Annotated in this window: 24 protein-coding genes, 1 tRNA gene and 1 pseudogene; 7 read left to right on the plus strand and 19 right to left on the minus strand. The window is 69.2% G+C overall.

The window, feature by feature from the left end; all coding sequences use genetic code 11:
• Positions 1-37: 37 nt before the first annotated feature.
• The 10 genes from modA to G6N64_RS28780 form a co-directional block, all read right to left on the minus strand.
• Positions 38-829: a molybdate ABC transporter substrate-binding protein gene (gene modA, locus G6N64_RS28735; protein WP_163801150.1), complete on the minus strand. Its 792-nt coding sequence runs from the start codon at positions 827-829 to the stop codon at positions 38-40.
• Entirely contained in the window at positions 826-1,230 is a 405-nt protein-coding gene (locus G6N64_RS28740; protein ID WP_163802191.1) for a TOBE domain-containing protein, read from the minus strand. The genes modA and G6N64_RS28740 overlap by 4 nt, the downstream gene beginning before the upstream one ends.
• Before the next feature lie 125 nt (positions 1,231-1,355).
• The gene (locus tag G6N64_RS28745) at positions 1,356-3,512 is read right to left on the minus strand and encodes a heavy metal translocating P-type ATPase (RefSeq protein ID WP_163801151.1); all 2,157 of its coding nucleotides are present in this window, start codon (positions 3,510-3,512) and stop codon (positions 1,356-1,358) included.
• 4 nt (positions 3,513-3,516) lie between these two features.
• The gene (locus G6N64_RS28750) at positions 3,517-3,801 is read right to left on the minus strand and encodes a DUF1490 family protein (protein WP_163801152.1); all 285 of its coding nucleotides are present in this window, start codon (positions 3,799-3,801) and stop codon (positions 3,517-3,519) included.
• A gap of 123 nt (positions 3,802-3,924) precedes the next feature.
• On the minus strand, positions 3,925-4,881 hold the full coding sequence (locus G6N64_RS28755) for a cutinase family protein (protein WP_163801153.1): 957 nt from the start codon (positions 4,879-4,881) through the stop codon (positions 3,925-3,927).
• A gap of 250 nt (positions 4,882-5,131) precedes the next feature.
• Positions 5,132-5,207: transfer RNA gene (locus tag G6N64_RS28760), tRNA-Ala, on the minus strand.
• A 51-nt stretch (positions 5,208-5,258) separates the two neighbouring features.
• Positions 5,259-6,380 (minus strand): divisome protein SepX/GlpR, encoded by a 1,122-nt coding sequence (gene sepX / locus G6N64_RS28765; protein WP_163801154.1) that lies wholly within the window; start codon positions 6,378-6,380, stop codon positions 5,259-5,261.
• A gap of 134 nt (positions 6,381-6,514) precedes the next feature.
• A complete protein-coding gene (locus G6N64_RS28770; protein ID WP_197748310.1) occupies positions 6,515-7,162 on the minus strand; it encodes a GNAT family N-acetyltransferase in 648 nt (215 codons plus the stop codon).
• An 18-nt stretch (positions 7,163-7,180) separates the two neighbouring features.
• The gene (gene glp / locus G6N64_RS28775) at positions 7,181-8,452 is read right to left on the minus strand and encodes a molybdotransferase-like divisome protein Glp (protein ID WP_163801155.1); all 1,272 of its coding nucleotides are present in this window, start codon (positions 8,450-8,452) and stop codon (positions 7,181-7,183) included.
• 44 nt (positions 8,453-8,496) lie between these two features.
• Entirely contained in the window at positions 8,497-9,411 is a 915-nt protein-coding gene (locus G6N64_RS28780) for a UTP--glucose-1-phosphate uridylyltransferase (protein ID WP_163801156.1), read from the minus strand.
• Between the two features lie 90 nt (positions 9,412-9,501).
• Between G6N64_RS28780 and G6N64_RS28785 the strand changes: the two genes are divergently transcribed.
• A complete protein-coding gene (locus G6N64_RS28785) occupies positions 9,502-10,116 on the plus strand; it encodes a 5-formyltetrahydrofolate cyclo-ligase (protein ID WP_246230844.1) in 615 nt (204 codons plus the stop codon).
• Positions 10,117-10,218: 102 nt separating this feature from the next.
• Positions 10,219-10,359: pseudogene (locus G6N64_RS30765) on the plus strand (FmdB family zinc ribbon protein); the annotation flags it as partial.
• A gap of 14 nt (positions 10,360-10,373) precedes the next feature.
• Here G6N64_RS30765 and G6N64_RS30770 read toward each other — a convergent pair.
• Entirely contained in the window at positions 10,374-10,622 is a 249-nt protein-coding gene (locus G6N64_RS30770; protein ID WP_409370730.1) for a hypothetical protein, read from the minus strand.
• 70 nt (positions 10,623-10,692) lie between these two features.
• Between G6N64_RS30770 and G6N64_RS28795 the strand changes: the two genes are divergently transcribed.
• Together G6N64_RS28795 and mscL are read left to right on the plus strand one after the other, a co-directional pair.
• The gene (locus G6N64_RS28795; protein WP_163801158.1) at positions 10,693-11,355 is read left to right on the plus strand and encodes an SAF domain-containing protein; all 663 of its coding nucleotides are present in this window, start codon (positions 10,693-10,695) and stop codon (positions 11,353-11,355) included.
• A gap of 71 nt (positions 11,356-11,426) precedes the next feature.
• Positions 11,427-11,879 carry a large-conductance mechanosensitive channel protein MscL gene (gene mscL / locus G6N64_RS28800; protein WP_163801159.1) on the plus strand — a complete coding sequence of 151 codons (453 nt, stop codon included), beginning with the start codon at positions 11,427-11,429 and terminating at the stop codon, positions 11,877-11,879.
• Between the two features lie 66 nt (positions 11,880-11,945).
• Here mscL and mspA (G6N64_RS28805) read toward each other — a convergent pair whose 3' ends face one another.
• The 8 genes from mspA (G6N64_RS28805) to rpmF form a co-directional block, all read right to left on the minus strand.
• A complete protein-coding gene (gene mspA, locus G6N64_RS28805; RefSeq protein WP_163801160.1) occupies positions 11,946-12,572 on the minus strand; it encodes a porin MspA in 627 nt (208 codons plus the stop codon).
• 138 nt (positions 12,573-12,710) lie between these two features.
• Positions 12,711-13,337: a porin MspA gene (mspA, locus tag G6N64_RS28810; RefSeq protein ID WP_163801161.1), complete on the minus strand. Its 627-nt coding sequence runs from the start codon at positions 13,335-13,337 to the stop codon at positions 12,711-12,713.
• 375 nt (positions 13,338-13,712) lie between these two features.
• Positions 13,713-13,871 carry a hypothetical protein gene (locus tag G6N64_RS30000; RefSeq protein ID WP_174266898.1) on the minus strand — a complete coding sequence of 53 codons (159 nt, stop codon included), beginning with the start codon at positions 13,869-13,871 and terminating at the stop codon, positions 13,713-13,715.
• A 162-nt stretch (positions 13,872-14,033) separates the two neighbouring features.
• Positions 14,034-14,573 (minus strand): MogA/MoaB family molybdenum cofactor biosynthesis protein, encoded by a 540-nt coding sequence (locus tag G6N64_RS28815; RefSeq protein WP_163802194.1) that lies wholly within the window; start codon positions 14,571-14,573, stop codon positions 14,034-14,036.
• Positions 14,574-14,602: 29 nt separating this feature from the next.
• Complete coding sequence (locus G6N64_RS28820) at positions 14,603-15,934, minus strand: S1C family serine protease (protein ID WP_163801162.1); 1,332 nt, start codon at positions 15,932-15,934, stop codon at positions 14,603-14,605.
• A gap of 184 nt (positions 15,935-16,118) precedes the next feature.
• Positions 16,119-17,606, minus strand: coding sequence for a HAMP domain-containing sensor histidine kinase (locus G6N64_RS28825; protein WP_163801163.1), 1,488 nt, complete (start codon positions 17,604-17,606; stop codon positions 16,119-16,121).
• Positions 17,606-18,292: a response regulator transcription factor gene (locus G6N64_RS28830; RefSeq protein ID WP_163801164.1), complete on the minus strand. Its 687-nt coding sequence runs from the start codon at positions 18,290-18,292 to the stop codon at positions 17,606-17,608. The genes G6N64_RS28825 and G6N64_RS28830 overlap by 1 nt, the downstream gene beginning before the upstream one ends.
• 52 nt (positions 18,293-18,344) lie before the next feature.
• Positions 18,345-18,518 (minus strand): 50S ribosomal protein L32, encoded by a 174-nt coding sequence (gene rpmF, locus G6N64_RS28835; protein ID WP_163801165.1) that lies wholly within the window; start codon positions 18,516-18,518, stop codon positions 18,345-18,347.
• A 216-nt stretch (positions 18,519-18,734) separates the two neighbouring features.
• Here rpmF and G6N64_RS28840 point away from each other — a divergent pair, with 216 nt between their 5' ends.
• From G6N64_RS28840 to G6N64_RS28850, 3 genes are read left to right on the plus strand one after another with little or no spacing between them, the layout of a single operon-like run.
• Positions 18,735-20,450: an acyclic terpene utilization AtuA family protein gene (locus G6N64_RS28840; protein ID WP_264002329.1), complete on the plus strand. Its 1,716-nt coding sequence runs from the start codon at positions 18,735-18,737 to the stop codon at positions 20,448-20,450.
• Positions 20,447-21,613 carry an acyl-CoA dehydrogenase family protein gene (locus G6N64_RS28845; protein ID WP_163801166.1) on the plus strand — a complete coding sequence of 389 codons (1,167 nt, stop codon included), beginning with the start codon at positions 20,447-20,449 and terminating at the stop codon, positions 21,611-21,613. Before G6N64_RS28840 ends, G6N64_RS28845 begins: the two co-directional genes overlap by 4 nt.
• 16 nt (positions 21,614-21,629) lie before the next feature.
• The gene (locus G6N64_RS28850; protein ID WP_163801167.1) at positions 21,630-23,225 is read left to right on the plus strand and encodes an acyl-CoA carboxylase subunit beta; all 1,596 of its coding nucleotides are present in this window, start codon (positions 21,630-21,632) and stop codon (positions 23,223-23,225) included.
• Positions 23,226-23,228 lie beyond the last annotated feature (3 nt).

Below are 23,228 nucleotides of genomic sequence, written 5' to 3' on the forward strand. Positions count from 1 at the left end.
CCGACTGCGGTCAAGCCACCCGGCTTGGGGCCACGCCTCACGGGCCGGAGAAGCCGGCGTCGGCCAGCACCCTCTGGCCGTCGGCGCCGGTGACGAGGTCGACGAACGCGCCTGCAGCCGCGGCGTTCTGGGCGCTCGTCAGCACCGTGATGGGGTAGGTGTTCACGGCGTCGCTCGACTCCGGGAACTCGACTGCGGTGACCTCGTCGCCTGCGCCCTTGGCGTCGGTGACGTACACGAGCCCGGCGTCCGCCTGCCCGGAAGTGATCTTGCCGAGCACGTCGGTCACCGCGGACTCCTCGCTCACCGGCGTCAACGTCACGCCGGTCGCGTCCTCGACCTTCTTCGTGGCGGACCCGCACGGCACCTGGGGCGCGCACACCACCACGGATACACCAGGTTTCGCCAGATCGGCGAATGAGGCGACGCCCTTGGGGTTGCCGGGGGGCGTCACGATGGTCAACGTGTTCGTGGCGAAGTTCACCGGGTCACCGGGGAGCAGACCGGCGTCGACGGCCTTCGTCATGTTCTTTTCGTCGGCCGACGCGAAGACGTCGGCGGGCGCTCCCTGCGTCAGCTGGGTGACCAGGTCCGAGGATCCCGCGAAGTTGAAGGTGACGGTGGTTCCCGGGTGCGCGGACTCGAACTGCTCGCCGAGCGTGGTGAAGGTCGACTTCAGCGAGGCGGCGGCGAAGACGGTGAGGTCGCCGGTCACATCGGACGAACTCGTCGTCGACGAGGACGCGGAATCCGACCCCGAACCCGAGCACCCGGCGACCAGGGCTGCGGCGCCGATCACTGCGAGCGCGATGCGGGCCGTGCGATTCACGAGCTTCCCCCAGGGGTTTCGACGATGACGGTGGTCGCCTTGACGACGGCGACGGCGAGCTTGCCGGGTTCGAGACCCAGCTCCGCGGCGGACGAGCTACTCATCAGCGAGACGACCGTGAACGGACCGCACTGCATCTGCACCTCGGCCATCACGCCGTCGGCGGTCACCTTGGTGACGAGTCCGACGAACCGGTTGCGGGCCGAGCTGGCGATGCCCAGCGGATCGTGCGGCGGTTCGGCGTGCGACCTGGCGAACTCGGCCAGCACGTCGCCCCTGATGACCTTCCGGCCGGACTCGTCCTTCTCCGCGGCGAGGGCACCGGAGTCGATCCAGCGGCGCACCGTGTCGTCGCTGACGCCGAGCAGGGACGCGGCGTCCCGGATCCGAATGGACGACAGCATCGACCCCTCCCGTTCGCAAGATCCGCAGATGCGGATCAAATAGGTCTTGGAAGCAGCATATGCGTCAACCTGGGGCATAGTGCACCCCGGGTGAACCAGACGGAGCGTCGACGAGCGTGGGCTCAGCGGTGCTCGGCGGGCCGGTACTCCAGTTCGTGGCGGATCAGGCGAGAACTGTTTGTGACCACGGCCACCGAGGACGCGTTGTGAAGGATGGCGGCGAGCACCGGGGACAGCGCACCGCCCGCGCCGAGCAGCAGGCCGAAGGCGTTGACCGCGATCGCCATGGCGTAGTTCTGTTGGATGACCTCGACCGCCCGCCCGCCGAGCGCACGGACGTCGAGCAGTCGGCGTAGGTCGTCGCCGGCCAGTGCGACGTCGGCGGTCTCCACTGCGACATCGGTGCCGCCCAACCCCATGGCGATGCCGATGTCGGCCGCGGCCAGCGCCGGGGCGTCGTTGATCCCGTCACCGACCATCGCGACGACGTAGCCCGCCTCGCGCAGCGCGTGGACCACTTCGAGCTTCTCCTCCGGCAGCACCTCAGCGCGCCACTCGGTGATGCCCAGCGCCTCCGCGACGGCGCGCGCGGTCTGCGGATGGTCGCCGGTCAACATGACGATGCGGCGAACGCCGTTCTTCCGCAGCGCCTCCAGCACCGGAAGCGCCTCCGGGCGGATCTCGTCGCGCAGGCTGATCAGCCCCACCAACTCGCCGTCGACCGCCAGCAGCAGCGGGGTCTCGGCCTCTGCGCGCAACTTGACCACCCATCGCGCGGCGTCGTCGTATACGTGCACGCTCTCCTGAGCCAGGAGCGCCGGGCTGCCCAGCAGGAGGGTCTGCCCGTCTGCCCGCGTGCGCATCCCGAGACCGACGAGCACCTCGCACTCCTCGTGCGGCGGAATCGTGATGTGCCGCTCCTCGGTGGACCGAATCACCGCTTCTGCCAACGGATGTCGCGAGTGGATCTCCGAGGACGCCGCATAGGCGAGCACCCGCTCGGGCGGCCAGTCGTCGTGGAAGCTGACGACGTTGGTCACCACCGGACGGCCGCGCGTCAGCGTCCCGGTCTTGTCGAAGACGACCGCGTCGAGGCGGCCCGCCTCCTCGAGGTGTGCGCCGCCCTTGATAAGGATGCCGCGACGGGCGCCGTTGCCGATGGCGGCGCTGATCGCCGTCGGCGTCGACAGGCCGACCGCACACGGGCAGGCGACCAGCAGCATGGTCATCGCCCGACGTACGTCACCGGTGACCACCAGCGTCAGCGCCGACACGAGGAACGACAGCGGGACGAAGCGCCGGGAGAAGTTCTCACCCACCGTCTGGATCGGCGCCCGGTGGTGCTGAGCCTCCTCGACCCTGGTGATGATTCGCCCGATCGCGGTGTCGCGGCCCACGGCGGCCGCCTCGACCACCAGGCGGCCGCGGACGACGACCGAGCCGGCGTGCACCCACGCCCCGGCGACGACGGTGACCGGCAGGGTCTCGCCGGTTATCGCCGACTGGTCGACGATGGCCTCTCCGTCGGTGACGGTGCCGTCCACGGGAATCGCCACCTGTTCGTGCACGATCACCCGGTCGCCCACGCCGACGTCGTCCAGCGACACCTGCACCTCGGTGCCGTCGGGCAGCTGTGTCCACGCGGTGTCCTGATTGCCCTGCAGCAGGTTGGCTATCGCACGTCGGGTACGACGCAGTGTCAGATCCTGGAGGTACTCGCCGATGTTGAGCAGCCACAGCACCGTCAACGCGACGACGTTCTCGCGCAGCACCAGGCTGGCGATGGTCGCAGCCGACACCAGGAGATCGGTGCCCGCGGACTTGCCGCCGCGCAGCGAGCGGAGGGCTCCGCGCAGGAAGGGATAGCCGGTGACGATCGTCGCTCCGGTCGCGAACAGTCGCGAGGTGGTCCCGAGGAGCGGCGGCCGCCGGAGCCCGTAGCGCCGGACGCCCAGCAGCGCGAGCGCGGTTCCGCCGACGACGATGCGCAGGACGTCGGCGTTGCGGATGTCCGCCGATCGCGGCGTGAGCGCGGTCCCGGTTGGGACGACGTGTCGCGAGCCATCGATGGCGTCCAGGAGTGCCGACGTGTCGCACCCTCGCGGGGCGTACCAGACGACCACCGATCCGGTTCGCGGGTAGGCGTGCACGGTGCGGACGCCCGCCACCTGATCGACTGCGTTCTCGATGGCTACGGCACGGATCGTCGCTGACCGGAGCCAGGGCACCCGAACCCGGATTCGGCCAGCAGCGTCGGACAGGACTGTCAGATCCTGCACGTCGTCAGTGGTCGTGGTCGTGTGGGGCTTCTCCGACGACGGGCGGCGCCACCTCTTCGCCAATGCGTTCGCGGGCCTCGGCGACGACGTCGGCGACGCTGAGTCGCGCGGACTCGGCGCCCTCCTCGGCCTTGCGCACTCCCCTGAGCGCGAGTGCGGTGGTCGACACGGCGGCCTCGCGGACCGGAGCCTTCGCGTATGCCTTGCGCAGCGCCTCGTAGGCGGCGACTCCCACGACTCCCGTCACGACCGTGCCGGCAGCCTTGGCCACCAATCCTCCGAGAAGCATTGCCACCCTTTCAGCCGCGAGCCCGATCAGTTCTGGCCCAATCTAGCGGTTGTCGAGCCGCTGAACACGTGCGTCTTGGGGCATGCAACGACGGGGAGACAGCGATCCCACCGTTCTCAGACGTCAGTGCACGCCCGCTTCGGGGGACGTGGAGGGCAGGCTCGACACCCAGGGGCTGGACCCGGAACCGTGCGAGTCCGACGCCTGAGTGTCCGAGACGTATCCGGGCGGCATGTGCTCGCTGCGCTGAGCCGACGGGTCGACCACCGGCTGCGGGCCGGGCGGCATGCCGTGCTCCGTCTGCGGCCCATACCCGTAGCCCGGCTGGAGTCCATAGCCCGGCAGCGCAGGGCCGTAGCCGGGATAGGCGTCCTCGTACCCGGTGAGGAGCTTGGCCGCGACGAACGCCGCTGCCTGGTCGGTGTACCCGGGAACGTAACCGTCGGTGTGTCCGCTCCACGAGTTGCCGGGACCGGCGTGACAGATCGGGTCGCCGGGGTTGCAGAAGTCCATCGCCTTCGAGCCGAGCAAAGCACTGCGCGTCGCCACCGAGTCGCCGCCGCGGCCGATCACGTTGCCGAACGTGACCACTGCCGCAACGTTGTCTGCGTACTCCGCGGCCAGGGATTTACCCAACCCCAGCGGGACACCGCCGACGGGCACCCCGGCCACGAGGTCGATCACGGTAGCGCCCTGCGAGTAACCGCCCAGAACGATCTTGGTGTCGGGACAGGCGGACGCCGTGGACTCCACCCGCGACACGACGTCCTTGGCACCGCCGCGACCGTCCAGCTGCAGCTTGCCCGCCGAGTAGTCCACCGGGTAGGTCCTGATGTTCAGCGAGCCGGCCTGCTGGCGCAGTGAGCCGACGAGTGCATCGCCGACCACCCCCATGCCGTCGGGCTCGTCGGTACCCCGCGCGAAGATGACCTCGGCGTCGGGACAGTCGTCGGCGGATGCCATTGGAGCGCCGCCCAGGATGGCGAGCGGGATCGCAGCGACGATTGACGCAGTCGCGGCGAGACCGAAGAAGCGACGCGCATCGTTGGTATGCGGGCTACGCACCCGGCGATCGACCATTGCCGGATTTTACCCGCGCATCGAGGTGTGTCCAGCCCGGTGAACTGCGCGTACGGAGTCAGCATCGCCGAGACGCCGATGGTCGCGTGTGCCGGCAGGCAAAGGGCGACCCACCGCGAACGGTCGGGATCGGTGACGAATCACGTGCTGAGCCGTGCGAGGTGAATGTTCCCGCTCGGCGAGAAGGGCACTACTGCGCCGCACGCCGTCATCGTTCGTTGACGCGCCCCGGCGCGATGCCGTCGAACTGTGGTGGAGCTAGGGAGAATCGAACTCCCGACCTACTCGATGCGAACGAGTCGCGCTACCAACTGCGCCATAGCCCCTAGTGCCGGTTCAGGTTATCAGTCACCGCGCCCGACGAGAAAACGGCCGCGCTACTGGCCCGAAGCCCGCGGCAGGTCGTAGGTGCCGGCCAGCGACGCGTAGTCGAGATGTTCGAAGATCGGGTCCTCGTCGTCGATGTCCAGCACCACTGCCCCGGGGCGCTTCAGCCGCGACGGGACGACGTCGTACTGGGGGTCGTCGGTGTTCTCCACCCCGAGCCGTGACCGCGCCACCCGCTTCGCGCGTCGCCGCCGGAGCTGCTCCTCGATGCGCGTCTGGCGGCGCAGGTAGCCGAGGTAGAGGACGGTCACGACGCCGATCGCGCCGCACGCCCACCACAGGCTCGGCGCCAGCGCGAACGCGGCGATGGCGGAGACCAGCAGGGCCACGCCCATGGCGACCAGCATCCGCTTGCGGAAGGCGATCTTGCGCTCCCGCACGGCAAGTGAGGTCTTCGTCTCGTAGCGGTGACGCCGCGCCTGCGACATCGAGTCCGCCAGCTTCACGTCGTTCTCCGACGGTGCTTCCATGCCCGACGAGTCGTCGACGTACTCGTAGTCGTGGTCGGTGCCGTCGTCGACGTCGTCGTCGGTCTCCGCGATCGGGGTCTCCTCGACCGTCTCCTCCGGAGCCGCCTCGTCGGGGGCGACGGCGTCCGATGCCGCCTCGTCCGGCGCCGCGGCCGCGGGCTCGTCGCCGAAGTCGGCGTCGGCGAAGGTGCGGATCGCCTGGGTCTCGGGCCCGGCTTCCGCGGCGGGGTCGAACTCGAGCGGCAGCTGCGGGTCCGCCGGGCGGGGCTCGGTCAGGCTGCCGACCGGCAGTGCGCCGCTGTCCATCTCGACGACGTCCACGTCGAGGTAGTCGGGCTCCTCGGAAACGGTCGCCGCGGCGAGCACGACGGCCTTGCGCGGCGCGGTGGCCGAGTCGTCACCGTCGAAGTCGTCGTCCAGATCGTCGGCGCTCGGCCGCCAGTCGGGATCGCTGTAGTGGCCCGCCGCGGGACCTCGCCGCCGCAGTCGCGCGCCGCGGCCGGTGTTCAGCACGCGCGTCGCCAGGGCGACGTCGCTGGTGCGGCGCACCGCGTCTCGCTTGCTGATCAGCATCGGCACGAGCACGAACAACCACAGCACGACGAGGGAGATCCACAGGAGGGATTGGGGGATGCTTGGCATGACGCCGGCTCCTTTCCCCTACAGGCTAGGTCTGCTGACCAGCGCATCGAGGGGTGACGCGCCGAAAGCAATTACACACCTGTAATTCGCTTTCACCAAGCACATTCGTCACAGATGTCACAACTGCAACAAGCTCATGCCCAGTTCGCCCGTCCAGATCGCACCAGCGCCGACGTCGCGGAGGTCTCGATCTCCTCGACCGTCAACGCGACCAGCAGATGATCCCGCCAGGCTCCGTCGACCTCGAGGTAGCGCTTCAGCAGCCCCTCCTCCCGAAAGCCCGCCTTCGCCAGCACCCGGCGACTCGGCGCGTTCTCCGGGCGCACCGTGGCCTCGATGCGGTGCAGCATCACCGCCTGGAAGCCGTGGTCCAGGCCCATCGCCAGAGCCGCCGTCGCCACTCCACCGCCGGTGAACTCGCGGGCCACCCAGTAGCCGATCCACGCCGACCGCAGTGCTCCATGCGTGACGTTGCCGAGCGTCAACTGGCCGCAGAACTGCCCGTCGAGTTCGATCGCGTAGGGCAGCATGCGACCCTTGCGCGCCTCCGAGCGGAGCCCCGAGCAGATCGACGGCCACGACGAGACCGCGTGGCGCAGTTCCCAATTCACCTCGGCGACGGGCTCCCAGGGCTCGAGGTGGTCGCGGTCGGCCAGCCGGATCCGACTCCACACCCCGCCGTCGCGCAGCCGGATGGGCCGCAGGCGCACCAGGCCCGCGGGCACCCGGATCGGACCGACCGGCTGGGGCCAGCCGGGGTGCATCGCGTTCGAACGGAACATGTCGACGTGCCGGGTCGATCAGCCGCGCTGCGCCAGGAAGGCCACCTCGACGACCTCTCCGGTGCGGACCTCTTCGGCCTCGCTGGGGATGATCACCAGGCAGTTGGCCTCCGCGAGCGTGGCCAGCAGGTGCGACGACGAGCCGGGGGCTCCGCCGAGCGCCTGCACCAGGTACTCGCCGGTGTCGTTGTCGCGCATCAGCTGACCGCGCAGGTAGCCCTTGCGTCCGGCGACCGAGGTGATCGGCGACAGCGTGCGCGCCTGGACCACCCGGCGCAGCGGCTGCCGCTTGCCGAGCGACATCCGGATCAGCGGACGCACCATGACCTCGAACACGACCAGCGCGCTGACGGGGTTCGCCGGCAGCAGGAACACCGGCACGCCGTCTCGGCCGAGTTGCCCGAAGCCCTGCACCGACCCGGGGTGCATGGCGATCCGCGCGACCTCCACGTCGCCCATGTCTGCCAGCACCGCCCGCACGCTCTCGGCCGCCACGCCACCGACGCCGCCCGCGATCACCACGACCTCGGCACGGTTGATCTGCCCTTCGACGACGTCGCGCAGAGTCTTCGACTCGGTGTCGACGATGCCGACCCGGTTGACCTCCGCGCCCGCGTCGCGCCCCGCGGCCGCCAGCGCGTAGGAGTTGACGTCGTAGACCTGCCCGTTACCGGGGGTCCGCGAGATGTCGACGAGCTCGCCGCCGACGCACATCACCGACAGCCGCGGCCGCGGGTGCACCAGCACCCGTTCCCGGCCCACCGCCGCCAGCAGACCCACCTGGGCCGCCCCGATGATGGTCCCCGATCGCACCGCCACGTCGCCGGGTTGCACGTCGTCGCCGGTACGGCGCACGTAGGCGCCGGACCGCACGCTTCGTAGCACCCGGACGCGCGAGTCGCCGCCGTCGGTCCAGCGCAGGGGCAGCACCGCGTCGGCGAGCGTCGGCATCGGCGCACCCGTCTGGACGCGCGCCGCCTGACGGGGCTGCAGCCTGCTGGGGGTCCGCGCACCCGCCTCGATCACGCCCATCACCGGGAGGCTGATCTCCTGAACGGATCCCGAACCGCGCTCGTCACCTGCGTCGCCGATCGGTTCGGCACCGAGCACGTCCACGCTGCGCACGGCGTAGCCGTCGATCGCCGCCTGGTCGAAGCCTGGTAACGGCCGTTCGGTGACGACCTCCTCGGCGCACATCAAACCCTGCGCCTCGGCGATGGCCACTCTCACCGGTCTGGGCGCGACCGCAGCAGCGGCCACCCTGGCCTGCTGCTCCTCCACCGAACGCAAAGTGCGCCTTTCTGTCTCGAGGCCCGCCGTGCGCTCCGCCGTGGTCAGCGCTCGCTCAGGCCCAATCGCTCGACCAACCAGCGCCGCAGTTCCGGCCCGTAGTCGTCGCGTTCCAACGCAAAGTCAACCGCAGCCTTGAGGTAGCCGCCGGGATTTCCCAAGTCGTGTCGAGATCCCCGGTGCACCACCACGTGGACGGGATGGCCCTCTTCGATCAGCAGCGCGATCGCGTCGGTCAGCTGGATCTCCCCGCCGACGCCCTTCTTCACGCGTCGCAGGGCATCGAAGATCTTGCGGTCCAGGACGTACCGGCCTGCCGCGGCGTACAGCGACGGCGCGTCCTCTGCCTTGGGCTTCTCGACCATGCCGAGGACCTTGAGCACGTTGGGGTTCGCGGCGTCGGGGACGACCTCGACGTCGAAGACGCCGTAGGCGCTCACCTCTTCGGGCTTCACCTCGATCGCACACAACACCGACCCGCCGCGCTTGGCGCGGACCTTCGACATGGTCTCGAGCACACCGGTCGGCAGCACCAGGTCGTCGGGAAGCAACACCGCGATGGCGTCCTCGTCGTCGTCCAGCTTGTCCTCGACGCACCCCACGGCGTGACCGAGGCCGAGCGGCTCCGACTGGACGACCGACTCGACCTTCAGCAATCCCGGTGCGCGGCGGACCTTCTCCAGCATCACGTGCTTGCCGCGCGCCTCCAGCTTGCCCTCGAGGATGAGGTCCTGGACGAAGTGCGCGACGACCCCGTCCTTGCCCTCGGAGGTGACGATGATCAACCGCTGCCCGCCGGCCTCCGCGGCCTCCGCGGCGACCAGCTCGATGCCGGGCGTGTCGACGACCGGCAGGAGCTCCTTGGGCACGGTCTTCGTGGCAGGGAGAAATCGCGTCCCCATTCCCGCCGCGGGAACGACTGCGGTGCGCGGAATCGGCACCTGAGCCTGTGTCGTCATCGCACACACCATAACGTCCTGCATGGCCGTCCACCCCCCGAGTCCCCAGGTCCGCGCGGCGCACCGACGCGCACGACCGACGGAGGACGGGTGGACACTGACGGGGTGGACGCCACTGCCGACGGATCGACCAAAGCGGATCTCCGCACGGCGATCCTCCGTAGCCGACGGGCCGTGCCCGCCGACCGCCGTCGGGTCGAGGCAGCGGCGCTCGCGCGTTTCCTGCGCGACACCACAACCGCCGGTGACGTCGCGTGCGCCTACGTGCCCGTCGGTTCCGAGCCGGGCTCGGTCGACATGCTCGACGGTCTGCTCCGCGCCGGCACCCGGGTCCTGCTCCCCGTGGCGCGGGAGCACGACGGCGTCCCGCAACCGCTCGGGTGGGGTGAGTACCGGCCCGGAGGGCTCGTCGAGGCGCGATTCGGGCTGCTCGAACCCCCACCGCCGACGCTGGACGCCGGGGCGATCGGGTCCGCAACGGTGATCGTGGTTCCCGCTCTGGCCGTCGACCGTGCGGGAATCCGCCTGGGGCGGGGTGCCGGCTACTACGACCGCTCGCTGCCACTCGCCGATCCCGCCGCCAGATTGATAGCGGTGGTCCGCGACGAGGAGTTGGTGGACGCCTTGCCAGGCGAACCGCACGACGTCGCGATGACCCATGCGCTCACCCCAGGGCACGGCGTGGTCCGACTGCAGCCCGCGTAGCCCGAGGCCAGCGGGGAGCGCGGGAATGGCCCGACCCGCGTGGCGGTTTTAGCACTTGGAACGGTAGAGTGCCAACAAGTTCGACCACCTTCGGAGGATGACGTGCCGACCTACTCATATGCGTGTACCGAGTGCGACAACCGCTTCGACGCGGTGCAGGCATTCACCGACGACGCATTGACCACGTGCCCGCAGTGCTCGGGACGTCTGCGCAAGCTCTTCGGCAAGGTCGGCGTGGTCTTCAAGGGCAGCGGCTTCTACCGCAACGACAGCCGCGACGCCGCCAAGTCGTCGAGTTCGAGTAGTTCGTCGTCGGCGAAGAACGGCGACTCCGGATCGTCCTCGTCCTCGGATTCGGGCTCGGGTGGTTCCTCGACCGGCTCCGACTCGAAGTCGTCGTCCGACTCGAAGTCCTCCAGCGACTCGAAGTCCTCGGGATCGTCCTCGTCGGGGTCCAGCTCCTCGTCGTCGTCCGGCAGTTCGACGCCGGCGTCGACCGGCTCCAAGTCCTGAGTTATCCACAGGCACCCGATCGGGCGGATGCCCGCGACGGGGGCTTCTGTCTAGCGTGACCCCATGGGGGATTCGCTCGACCCGAAACCGTGGACCAGGCTGCTCGACTCGCGCCCGGATTGGACCAGAACCGTCGCCGCGCGTCGGGCACTCGCCGGGCTGCTGGTGATCCTGGCCGCGATGGCGGCCCTACGACCCGATCCCGCCGACGGCCGCGTCGACGTCGTGGTCGCCGCCCACGACCTCGCTCCGGGAGCCTCCCTCACCGACTCCGATCTTCACCGCGAATCTCATTCGGTGACAACGGTTCCCGATGGTTCCACGGCGAGCACCGACGATCTCGTCGGGTTGACCCTGACGGGCCCCGCCCGCCGCGGCGAGGTGATCACCGACGTTCGGGTCCTCAGCCCACGGCTCACCGCCGCGACCGCCGGTCCCGACTCCCGGGTGGTCGCGCTCGATCTCGCCGACGCCGCACTGCTCGACCTGCTTCGGGCCGGCGACGTCGTGGACGTCCTGGCAGCAGAGCCCGCGCCGCCCGGTTCCGACTCGGTGGCGCCGCCGCGGGTGGTCGCAGCGGCTGCCGTCGTCGTGATGGTGACGCAACGATCGGCCTCACCCACCAGCGGAGACCACCGCGTGGTGCTGGTGGCACTGCCCTCCCGTACCGCCGTCGAGGTGGCGGGCGCGTCACTGACGCAGGCGGTCACGCTCACGCTGCGGTGACGACGCGCCGTCGGCACCCGGCAGGGCTACCGTTGCGTGTCCGAACGTCAACGTCAGGAAGGAAGCAGTTCGTGTTGAAGGGCTTCAAGGAGTTTCTCGCTCGCGGGAACATCGTCGATCTGTCCATCGCGGTGGTCATCGGCACCGCGTTCACCGCACTGGTCACCAACTTCACCAAGAGCGTCGTCCAACCGCTGATCGACGGCATCGGCGCCGGCAAGGACGCGGACTACGGCATCCTGCGCATTCCGATCTACGGCGGCCAGACCATCGACCTGAACGTCCTCCTGTCGGGGGCCATCAACTTCCTCCTGGTCGCGGCCGTCGTCTACTTCCTGGTCGTCGTGCCGTACAACCGCCTCCGCAAGAAGGGCGAGGTCGAGCAGGCCCAGGACACCGAGTTGAGCCTGCTGACCGAGATTCGCAACCTGCTGGCCGACGGCGTCAGCGCCGAGACGGTCACCGGACCCGGCACCGGCCCCAGCCCGGACACCGCGAAGGTGACCAGCGCCGACAAGGACTGATCTCGCTGAACGACGAAACAGCCCCCCGGCCGGAGCCGGGGGGCTGTTCACGTCTGACTCAGTAGATCAGTTCATGTTCCAGGGTTCGCCGTACGTGGTGACGCTGTCACCGGTCGAGGCGATGAGGCGGGCGAACGGACGCAGGAGCACGCCACCGGCAGCACCGGTCACCGTGCCGTGAGCGTTCGACACCGCGACCGCACCCTGTGCACCCGAGACGTCGACCGAGAACGTCGCCACTTCCTGGATGCCCGGGCCATTGCCCAGGTCAGCGCTGATCGACACACCCGGGAACAGGTTCGGGGTGATGATCTGGGCGAAGCCGTTCTCGAAGTTGCCATCGTCGATCAGGATGTTCGGCGTGGTGTAGGAGAAGTTGATGCCCACGCCCAGCGACCAGGGGAAGCCGATCTGGTAGCCCAGCTCCAAGGTGCCCTCGAACTCGTCTGCACCCGGGCCGGCCACGTTGTACCGGGCCTTGCCGGAGTGGAACCACTCACGGGTCAGACGGTTGCGGTCCAGCGGGAACACTCCGTTGAGGAACGTGTCCCACTGCTGAACGGTCAGCGTGCGGTCCTTGCCGTCAACGAGGCTCAGCTCGTTGTCCAGGCCTGCGTGTGAGGTGCCCGTCGTCGCGAACAACGCAGCGATTGCCGCGATAAGCGCGATCAGCACCCGACTGATTGCCTTCATTTCTGGGTTGACCTCCTCGTAAGCCTTGCGTTGACAGCGATCCAAGAGGCGAGCGCACCGGCCGGCCGAGGCCAGCCGATGCGCATCGCTACTACTTGATCGCCACGGGTGTGACTTTTGTTAGTGGTGGTGCAGGTGTTAGTTCATGTTCCAGGGTTCGCCGTATGTGGTGACGCTGTCACCGGTCGAGGCGATGAGGCGGGCGAACGGACGCAGGAGCACGCCACCGGCAGCACCGGTCACCGTGCCGTGAGCGTTCGACACCGCGACCGCACCCTGTGCACCCGAGACGTCGACCGAGAACGTCGCCACTTCCTGGATGCCCGGGCCATTGCCCAGGTCAGCGCTGATCGACACACCCGGGAACAGGTTCGGGGTGATGATCTGGGCGAAGCCGTTCTCGAAGTTGCCATCGTCGATCAGGATGTTCGGCGTGGTGTAGGAGAAGTTGATGCCCACGCCCAGCGACCAGGGGAAGCCGATCTGGTAGCCCAGCTCCAAGGTGCCCTCGAACTCGTCTGCACCCGGGCCGGCCACGTTGTACCGGGCCTTGCCGGAGTGGAACCACTCACGGGTCAGACGGTTGCGGTCCAGCGGGAACACTCCGTTGAGGAACGTGTCCCACTGCTGAACGGTCAGCGTGCGGTCCTTGCCGTCAACGAGGCTCAGCTCGTTGTCCAGGCCTGCGTGTGAGGTGCCCGTCGTCGCGAACAACGCAGCGATTGCCGCGACCAGCGCGATCAGCACCCGACTGATTGCCTTCATGTTCTCCCTATGTGTTGAAGGTGATCCGGCAGGCTCACCGCGGTATTCGGTGTGGGGCTGTGCACGCACCACCACACACCTCGCAAGAGGTCCATGTGACTGGAATTAGAAAGCTCACATGTTGCTCTTACTAACTGCTCATCGTTGACGGGAGAAACATAACGGTGAGGCATCCCCCCGGCAACGCAAGCAATCCGCACGCCGAACGCCGGGCGTCGGCACCGAAGAATTTGCTGGCGGTCAGCGGGCGGGAGGGCGCGCGGTCGGAGTCCGGTCGTCGCGCACAGGAAGGCCGCCGATCACGTACCGAAGGTATCCGTCGCGCCCGGTGCGCGGGATCACCGGCCCTTCCCCTCGGGCGCGGATAAGCACTGATCAACCGTGGTGCGGCGGAATGTTGTCCCGGAACCAGCGCTCTCGCTCGTCGTCGTCGTCGGGGCGCGCATCGTCGCGTTCGTCACTGGTGATATTGGGAAGGGATTCGCCGAAAATCTTGTTAACTGCGTCGCGGTCGCGACTCGACGGTTCGCTCATCGGCCCGAGGTGGTGTGATGAAGATCACAGTTAGTCGATGGGACCCGTTCACCCTGCGTTAACACGACTCCGGCGGATCCAGCGATGGTTGGCGTCACGGCGATTCCGGGCGCACGAAGGCGCCGACGGTGCGGACACACCGTCGGCGCTGGGGACACCTGGTCAGATGTCCAAACGAGATAGCTGTGCAATGACCTGACTGGCCAACGGGCCGAGCGTCGCCATGCCATCGCGTACGGCACCGCGGGAACCCGGGATGTTCACCACCAGGGTGCTGCCCGAGATACCCGCGAGCCCTCGGGAGACACCGGCGTCGACGATGCCCGCCGACAGACCGGAGGCACGCAGCGCCTCCGAGATGCCGAGCAGTTCGCGGTCGAGGATGGTCCGGGTGGCCTCCGGTGTCACGTCGCGCGGGGTGACACCGGTGCCACCCACCGACACCACCAGGTCGACGCCGCCGATGACCGCCGTGTTGAGGGCGTTGCGGATTTCGACCTCGTCCGCGGAGACGGCGACGACGCCGTCCACCACGAAGCCGGCCTCACCAAGCAGTTCGGAGACCAACGGACCGCTGTGGTCCTCCTCGTCCCCGTGTGCGGTGCGATCGTCCACGACCACGACCAACGCGCGGCCAACCAACTCCGACGGCTGTTCCATGATCTCAACCGTATAGGTAGCGACCGACGCAGGCGTGACCATTTTGAGGGGCGGTCGACCCGGGGCGATCGTCACTGCTGTGCCTTTCCGAGAGTCACCTGCACGGTCGCGGGCTTGCCCGACGGGTCGAGGTAGGTCAGCGTGACCTGATCCCCGGGTGCCCTGGACCGCACGGCGGCGACCAGTGCGTCGGCACTGCCGATCACCCGGTCGTCGACCTTGGTCACGACGGCGCCGCTGGGCAGCCCCGCCGCCGATGCGGCACCGCCGCCCGTGACGTCCACGATCTTGGCGCCGTCGACGGTGGCGTCGTTCCCGACCTGCACGCCCAGCGAGGCGTGCGAGGCGGTCCCGCTCTGGATGAGTTCGTCGGCGATGCGCTTGGCCTGGTCCACCGGGATCGCGAAGCCCAGGCCGATCGACCCGCTCTGCGACTGCGCGGAGTCCCCGCCGAGCGTGGCGATCGCCGAGTTGACGCCCACCAGCTCGCCGTTCATGTTGACCAGCGCACCGCCGGAGTTGCCCGGGTTGATCGCGGCGTCGGTCTGGATCGCGTCGAGCACCGTGTTCTGGTTCCTGGCGTCCCCACCGGCGGCGACGGGCCGGTTCAACGCGCTGACGATGCCGGTAGTGACGGTGCCCTCGAGGCCGAGCGGCGAGCCGATGGCCACGACGTCCTGGCCGACGCGGAGGCTGCCCGACGACCCCAGCGTGATGGGGGTCAGGTTGGCCGCGTTGTCGGCGCGCACCACGGCGATGTCGCTGCTCGGGTCGGTGCCGACCACCGTGAACGAGGTGGTGTTGCCGTCGGCGAAGGTCACCTTCGTCTGCACCGGTCCACCGCCGGGCACGCCGTCCTTCGCCGCCGCGACGACGTGGTTGTTGGTCAGGATGAGGCCGTCCGAGGACAGCACGATGCCCGAACCCTCCTCGGACTGCCGGCCCATGTCGGTCTCGAGCTTCACGACGCTGGGGACCACCTTGGCGGCGACCTGCTCGACGGATCCGGCGGGCAGGCTGGCGGCGGGCTGACTGGGTGCCGCACCGAGCGCGGAGGTGGTGGTCGTGGCCCGCTCGGGCTGGACGAGCGTGGCGACGCCGCCGCCGATGCCCGCGGAGATCACCGCGATGGCCAGCGCACCGACGGTGAGGGCGCCTGCCCGTGACCGCTTCTTGGGTGCGACGTGCGCGCCGGGCATGACCCGGGTCTGCGGTGCACCGCGGTAGGGGTCGTTCGGGCCGCGGTAGGCCTGCTGCTGCGTGGCGTAGCGCCAGTCGTAGCCCGGCCCCTGAGGCACGGACCGAGGTGCGCCATCGGAGTAGCCCGGCACCGCGCGGTCGTAGCCGCCCGGGCGCTGACCCGGCGGCGGCGGTGGCGGTGAGTACCTCGGCTGGTTGCTCATGTGTGGTCGGTGCTCTTCCTTCGGTGGTGCCTGCTCGGTCGGAATGCTTCACGGTGTGAACGAACGTCTGAACCCGACAGTGCCCGGCCGGGCTGAGAATCCACTTAGAGAACGCTCGGGACACACCGAGACTTCCCCGTGACCGGTCGGCGGGCTACGCCCTCGACGAGTCGCCTCGGATCGGTCAATTGTCGGCGCTGACCACCGATGCGTCCACCGCACCGTCCGCGCGTGTCGCGACGGGCCGGCCGGGCAGCAGGACGTGGATGGCGGTGCCGGGCGGGTCGGCTCCGGGAGCGGTGTCCTCGATCCACAGCGTCCCACCGTGTTTGAGGACCACCTGCTTGACGATGGCGAGACCGAGCCCGGATCCCGGCATCGCGCGGGCGGCCGTCGATCGGTAGAAGCGCTCGAAGACCAGCGCCCGCTCCTCGGGCGGGATGCCCGGCCCCTGGTCGGTGACCACCAGTTCGGCGTTGACCGGGTCCACCTGGACGAGCCGGACGCCCACCCGACCGTTGGGCGGGCTCCACTTCGCCGCGTTGTCCATGAGGTTCAGCACCGCCCGCGACAGGCCGGCGACGTCGCCGTGCACCTGCCAGCCGGTGACCGAGACGTCGAAGTCGATGTCGTTGCGGCGCCGGCGGATGCGTTCGAGGCTGCGCTCGACCACCTCGTTGACGTCGATGGGCTCGTGGATCGCCACGCCCTCGTCGTCGCGGGTGAGGTCCACCAGGTCGCCGACCAGGGTCGACAGCTCCTCGATCTGGGCGATGACGTCGGTGCGCAGGCCGGCCATCTCCTCCTCGGGGATGGCGGGAGCGCCCGGCTGCGACGACGCCATGAGCAGTTCGACGTTGGTGCGCAGCGAGGTCAGAGGCGTTCGCAGCTCGTGTCCCGCGTCGGACACCAGCCGCGCCTGTCTCTCCCGGGATTCGGCGAGCGCGCGCAGCATCATGTTGAACGCCGCGGTCAGCCGGGCCAGCTCGTCGCTGCCGTGCACGGGGATCGGTCTGAGGTCGTCGGTCCTGGCTACCCGCTCCGCCGCCTGGGTCAGACGGGCCACGGGTCTCAGCCCGGTCCGGGCGACCATGCCGCCCGCGATCGCGGCCACCGCCATGCCGCCACCGCCCACGAACAGCAGGATGGTGCCCAGCCGTTTGAGCACCTTGCCCGTCGGCTCCATGCTCTTCGAGATCAACAGCGAACTGCCGTTCGACAGGTGATAGGCCAGCACCCGCTGGTAGTTCACCGTGCGCAGCGACATCCGCAGGTTGCCCTGGATGACGTCCTTCTCCGGCTCGCCCAGCGGCAGCGTCTGGCCCTCCTGGTTGGCCGTGTAGATCGACCGGCCGGGATTGACGAGCATGGCGTTGACGTCGGAGTAGGCCGTGCCCTCGATGGCCTTGCCGGGGTCCGCGGCCAGCGACCCGCTCTCGATGAGCAGCCGGGCCCGGCTCTGCAGCTGGCTGTCCACGTCCTGGTACAGCGCACGGGAGACGACGATGTAGACCGCGACCGCCATGAGTACGACGACCATCGCGACCATCGACATCGCCAGCAGCATCACGCGCCATCTCAGCGACACCGAACTCGCGGCGTGCCGCGTCGCCTCGCCGGGACCGGACCACGACGACGGTCGCCGACCGCGCAGGGATGGGAACCGCACCATCAGGGCGGTGTCTCGCGCAGCACGTAACCCACCCCGCGGACGGTGTGGATCAGACGCGGCTCCCCCTCGGCTTCGGTCTTGCGGCGCAGGTATCCGACGTACACCTCGAGAGCGTTGCCCGACGTGGGGAAGTCGAAGCCCCACACCTCCTCGAGGATGCGGCTGCGCGTCAGGACCCGCCGCGGATTGGCGATCAGCATCTCCAGCAGGGAGAACTCGGTCCTGGTCAGACTGATCGAGCGGGCGCCTCGCATGACCTCGCGCGTCACGGGGTCCAGGCTCAGGTCGGAGAAGCTCAGCGTCATCGAGTCGGACGAGTCGTCCGGACCGGTACGACGCAGCAGAGCCCGCATCCGGGCGAGCAGTTCCTCGAGCGCGAAGGGCTTCGGCAGGTAGTCGTCGGCACCGGCGTCGAGGCCGGCGACGCGTTCGGAGACGGAGTCCCGGGCAGTCAGGACCAGGATGGGCAGGTCGTCGCCCGTGCTCCGCAGTTGGCGGCAGACCTCGAGCCCGTCGAGTCGGGGCATCATCACGTCGAGGACCACGGCGTCGGGCCGGTCGGTGGCGATCGCCTGCAGCGCCTCCACACCGTCTTGCGCCAGTTCGACCGCATAGCCGTTGAACGACAGCGAACGGCGCAGGGATTCGCGCACGGCGCGATCGTCGTCTACGACAAGTATTCGCACAGCCACAGTCTCAACCCATCGACTGAGAGTGGGCTGAGAGGCGCGCCGTCAGTCAGCGACGGTCGAGGTCGATCAGGCCGAGGCGGGCGGCCTTGAGCAGGCGACGCGGCACCTTGTGCTGCTGACCTGCGACGGTCACGCCGACCAGACCGGTGGCGGTGGCCTTCCACTGCGCACGCCGGCTACGGGTGTTCGAACGCGACATCCTGCGCTTGGGCACAGCCATGCGGACTCTCCTTGATCAGGGGTGTTGCCGCGCATACGACAGCGGCCAACGGTTGCCGTTCAGGATAGCGGTCGACCTGCACGGTCTCCAAAACGTCCCACCCGGGGAACGCCCCGGGGACTGGATGACGCGTCGGCCCCGCCCTTGACTCGGTACCGATGGTATCGGCTAACCTACCGGTTGGTTGAGCCGTCGATGGAGATGGGAGCGTGGTGCGTGGCGTCTGGTGAGGGTGGAAGCCCGGTACGGATCGGCAACTGCTCGGGGTTCTACGGCGACCGCCACGCGGCGATGCGCGAGATGATCACCGGCGGCGACCTCGACTACGTCACCGGTGACTACCTGGCCGAGCTGACGATGCTCATCCTGGCCCGCGACCGCGCGAAGTCCCCGGAGCGCGGCTACGCCAAGACCTTCCTGACCCAGCTCGAGGAGTCACTGGGCCTCGCGCTCGAGCGCGGCGTCCAGATCGTCGCGAACGCGGGCGGCCTCAACCCGGCCGGGCTGGCGACGGCGGTACGCGCGCTGGCCGAGCGGCTCGGGCTCGCGGTGACCGTGGCCCACGTCGAGGGCGACGACCTGATCTCCCGTGCGGACGAACTCGGCTTCGGCGCCGTGCTCTCGGCCAACGCGTACCTCGGGGCGTGGGGCATCGCGGACTGCCTGCAGTCCGGCGCGGACGTCGTGGTGACGGGCCGCGTCACCGACGCCTCGGTGATCGTCGGACCCGCCGCCGCACACTTCGGCTGGACCCGCACCGACTACGACGCGCTCGCCGGTGCCGTCGCCGCAGGGCACGTCATCGAGTGCGGCACGCAGGCCACCGGCGGCAACTTCGCGTTCTTTACCGAGGTCTCCGACCTGATGCACGCCGGTTTCCCGATCGCGGAGATCGCGGCCGACGGTTCGTCGGTCGTCACCAAGCATCCGGGCACCGGCGGACTGGTCAGCGTGGACACGGTGACCGCGCAGCTGCTCTACGAGATCGGCGGACCCCGGTACGCCAACCCCGACGTGACGCTGCGCATCGACAGCGCGACGCTCGCCGAGGACGGCCCCGACCGGGTGCGCATCAGCGGCGTCCGTGGCGAGGCTCCCCCACCGACGCTCAAGGTGTCGCTCAACTCGGTGGGCGGGTTCCGCAACTCCATGACGTTCGTGCTGACCGGTCTGGACATCGAGGCCAAGGCCGACCTGGTGCGACGCCAGCTCGAGGCCAACATGACCGTGACGCCCGACGAGGTCGAGTGGACCCTTGCCCGCACCGATCATCCCGACGCCGACACCGAGGAAGCCGCCAGCGCCCTGCTGCGCTGCGTCGTCCGCGACCCGGACCCGGCCAAGGTCGGACGCCACTTCTCCTCGGCAGCAGTGGAACTCGCGCTCGCCAGCTATCCCGGGTTCACCACCACGGCACCACCGGGCGAGGGGCAGGTCTACGGCCTGTTCACCCCCGGGTACGTCGACGCGACCGCGGTGCCACACGTCGCCGTACACGCCGACGGGGTACGCGTCGACGTCCCACCCGCCACCGACACCCGCGAACTCGAGCCTGTCGACCCGCCCCCGCTCCCCGATCCACCGGAGGGCGGCGCCACCCGACGGCTGCCGCTGGGCACCATCGCCGGCGCGCGCAGCGGCGACAAGGGCGGCGACGCCAACGTCGGCGTCTGGGTGCGCACCGACGCCCAATGGCAGTGGCTGGCACACACGCTCACCGTCGACGCGCTGCGCCAACTCCTGCCCGAGACGGCCGATCTGGCGGTCACCCGGCACCTGCTGCCCAACCTGCGCGCGGTGAACTTCGTCATCGAGGGCATCCTCGGCCGGGGGGTCGCGCACCAGGCGCGCTTCGACCCGCAGGCCAAGGGGCTCGGCGAGTGGCTGCGTTCGAGACACGTCGACATCCCGGAAGGACTGTTGGAGCTATGAGTACGACCACGAGCACGAGCATCTGGACCACACCCGAGCGCGAGGCACTGCGAAAGACGGTGCGCACCTTCGCCGAACGCGAGATCCTGCCGAACGTCGACGCCTGGGAGAAGGCCGGCGAACTGCCGCGCGACCTCCACCTCGCGGCCGGCGAGGCGGGTCTGCTCGGCGCCAACCACCCCGAGGAGGTCGGCGGTGGTGGTGGTGACGGCGCGGACGCCGTGGTGATCTGCGAGGAGCTGCACCAGGCCGGGGTTCCCGGCGGCGTCTTCGCCTCGCTGTTCACCTGCGGCATCGCGCTGCCGCACATGATCGAGTCCCGCGACGAGCGGCTGATCGAGACCTACGTCCGGCCGACGTTGCGCGGCGAGAAGATCGGATCGCTGGCCATCACCGAGCCGGGCGGCGGGTCCGACGTCGGGCACCTCACCACGCGGGCCGACCGCGACGGCGACCACTACGTCCTCAACGGCGCGAAGACCTACATCACCTCGGGTGTGCGCGCCGACTTCGTGGTGACCGCGGCGCGCACGGGCGGACCGGGCGCCGGAGGCGTCTCGCTGATCGTCGTCGACAAGGGCACACCGGGTTTCGAGGTCACGCGCAAGCTGGAGAAGATGGGCTGGCGCTCGTCCGACACGGCGGAGCTGTCCTACACCGACGTGCGCGTGCCCGCCGAGAACCTCATCGGCGTCGAGAACACCGGCTTCCTCCAGATCGCCAGCGCCTTCGTCTCCGAGCGCGTCGGCCTCGCCGCGCAGGCCTATGCCAGTGCGCAGCGCTGCCTGGACATCACGGTGCAGTGGTGTCGCGACCGCGAGACCTTCGGCCGACCGCTCATCTCGCGGCAGTCGGTGCAGAACACGCTCGCCGAGATGGCCCGTCGCATCGACGTGGCCCGGGTCTACACCCACGCCCTGGTCGAACGGCAACTCGCCGGTGACCAGAACCTGATCACCGAGGTCTGCTTCGCCAAGAACACCGCCGTCGAGGCGGGCGAGTGGGTGGCGAACGCGGCCGTCCAATTGTTCGGCGGCATGGGCTACATGGCCGAGTCCGAGATCGAACGGCAGTACCGTGACATGCGCATCATCGGCATCGGCGGAGGGACCACCGAGATCATGACGGCGCTGGCGGCCAAGACGCTCGGATATCAGGGATGATCGGAGCAGATCGCCCATGACTCGGCTCAAGTCGACTCTCGACGTCCGATCGACCGGATACGGCACCGCCGCCGAGGCGATGTCGGCCAAGCTCGCCGAACTCGACGCCGAACACGACAAGGCCCTGCTGGGCGGCGGCACCAAGTACGTCGAGCGCCACCACGCCCGCGGCAAGCTCACCGCGCGCGAACGCATCGAGGTGCTCCTCGACCCCGATTCGCCGTTCCTGGAACTCAGCCCGCTGGCGGCGTGGGGCACCGACTTCACCGTCGGGGCGAGCGTCGTCGTCGGCATCGGCGTCGTCGAGGGCGTCGAGTGCCTGGTGGTGTCGAACGACCCCACCGTCAAGGGCGGCACCAGCAACCCGTGGACGCTGAAGAAGATCCTGCGCGCCAACCAGATCGCGCTCGAGAACCGCCTGCCGGTGATCTCCCTGGTCGAGTCCGGCGGCGCCGACCTGCCCACCCAGAAGGAGATCTTCATCCCGGGTGGCCGCATGTTCCGCGACCTCACCCGGCTGTCCGCGGCGGGCATCCCGACCGTCGCGCTGGTGTTCGGCAATTCGACCGCGGGAGGCGCCTACATCCCCGGCATGTCCGACCACGTCGTGATGATCAAGGAACGGTCGAAGGTCTTCCTCGCGGGTCCTCCGCTGGTCAAGATGGCGACCGGCGAGGAGTCCGACGACGAGTCACTCGGCGGAGCCGAGATGCACTCGCGTACATCGGGTCTCGGCGACTACTTCGCCGTCGACGAACTCGACGCGATCCGCATCGGCCGCCGCATCGTGGCACGCCTGAACTGGCGCAAGCACGGCCCCACGCCCGGACCCGTCACGCCGCCGCTGTTCGACTCCGAGGAACTGCTCGGCATCGTCCCCGCCGACCTGCGCATCCCGTTCGACCCGCGTGACGTCATCGCCCGCGTCGTCGACGGTTCCGACTTCGACGAGTTCAAGCCCCTCTACGGCGGGTCACTCGTCACGGGCTGGGCGACGCTGCACGGCTACCCCATCGGCATCCTCGCCAACGCCCGCGGCGTGCTGTTCAGCGAGGAGAGCCAGAAGGCCACCCAGTTCATCCAGCTGGCCAACCGCTCGAACACGCCACTGCTGTTCCTGCACAACACGACCGGCTACATGGTGGGCCGCCAGTACGAGGAAGGCGGCATGATCAAGCACGGCTCGATGATGATCAACGCCGTCTCGAACTCGACCGTGCCGCACATCTCCCTGCTGATCGGCGCCTCCTACGGCGCGGGCCACTACGGCATGTGCGGGCGTGCGTTCGACCCCCGCTTCCTGTTCGCCTGGCCGAACTCGAAGTCCGCGGTCATGGGTGGCACGCAGCTCGCGGGCGTGCTGTCGATCGTCAGCCGTGCGGCCGCCGAGGCGCGCGGACAGGTGGTCGACGAGGACGCCGACGCCGCTCTGCGCGCCGCCGTCGAGGCGCAGATCGAGGCGGAGTCGCTGCCGATGTTCCTGTCGGGCAGGCTCTACGACGACGGTGTCATCGATCCGCGCGACACCCGCACGATCCTGGGTATCTGTCTGTCCGCCATCGCCAACGGTCCGATCGAGGGGACGTCGAACTTCGGCGTCTTCCGGATGTGAGCG

The organism is Mycolicibacterium sediminis, from assembly GCF_010731735.1.
Classification (GTDB): domain Bacteria; phylum Actinomycetota; class Actinomycetes; order Mycobacteriales; family Mycobacteriaceae; genus Mycobacterium; species Mycobacterium sediminis.

What these genes read in the sequence shown, in the direction of transcription:
- G6N64_RS28750 (WP_163801152.1), bottom strand. Translation starts at nt 3,801, where the DNA reads ATGCTTCTCGGAGGATTGGTGGCCAAGGCTGCCGGCACGGTCGTGACG.
- G6N64_RS28755 (WP_163801153.1), bottom strand. Translation starts at nt 4,881, where the DNA reads ATGGTCGATCGCCGGGTGCGTAGCCCGCATACCAACGATGCGCGTCGC.
- sepX (WP_163801154.1), bottom strand. Translation starts at nt 6,380, where the DNA reads ATGCCAAGCATCCCCCAATCCCTCCTGTGGATCTCCCTCGTCGTGCTG.
- G6N64_RS28770 (WP_197748310.1), bottom strand. Translation starts at nt 7,162, where the DNA reads ATGTTCCGTTCGAACGCGATGCACCCCGGCTGGCCCCAGCCGGTCGGT.
- G6N64_RS28780 (WP_163801156.1), bottom strand. Translation starts at nt 9,411, where the DNA reads ATGACGACACAGGCTCAGGTGCCGATTCCGCGCACCGCAGTCGTTCCC.
- G6N64_RS28795 (WP_163801158.1), top strand. Translation starts at nt 10,693, where the DNA reads ATGGGGGATTCGCTCGACCCGAAACCGTGGACCAGGCTGCTCGACTCG.
- mspA (WP_163801160.1), bottom strand. Translation starts at nt 12,572, where the DNA reads ATGAAGGCAATCAGTCGGGTGCTGATCGCGCTTATCGCGGCAATCGCT.
- mspA (WP_163801161.1), bottom strand. Translation starts at nt 13,337, where the DNA reads ATGAAGGCAATCAGTCGGGTGCTGATCGCGCTGGTCGCGGCAATCGCT.
- G6N64_RS30000 (WP_174266898.1), bottom strand. Translation starts at nt 13,871, where the DNA reads ATGAGCGAACCGTCGAGTCGCGACCGCGACGCAGTTAACAAGATTTTC.
- G6N64_RS28815 (WP_163802194.1), bottom strand. Translation starts at nt 14,573, where the DNA reads ATGGTCACGCCTGCGTCGGTCGCTACCTATACGGTTGAGATCATGGAA.
- G6N64_RS28820 (WP_163801162.1), bottom strand. Translation starts at nt 15,934, where the DNA reads ATGAGCAACCAGCCGAGGTACTCACCGCCACCGCCGCCGCCGGGTCAG.
- G6N64_RS28825 (WP_163801163.1), bottom strand. Translation starts at nt 17,606, where the DNA reads ATGGTGCGGTTCCCATCCCTGCGCGGTCGGCGACCGTCGTCGTGGTCC.
- rpmF (WP_163801165.1), bottom strand. Translation starts at nt 18,518, where the DNA reads ATGGCTGTGCCCAAGCGCAGGATGTCGCGTTCGAACACCCGTAGCCGG.
- G6N64_RS28845 (WP_163801166.1), top strand. Translation starts at nt 20,447, where the DNA reads ATGAGTACGACCACGAGCACGAGCATCTGGACCACACCCGAGCGCGAG.
- G6N64_RS28850 (WP_163801167.1), top strand. Translation starts at nt 21,630, where the DNA reads ATGACTCGGCTCAAGTCGACTCTCGACGTCCGATCGACCGGATACGGC.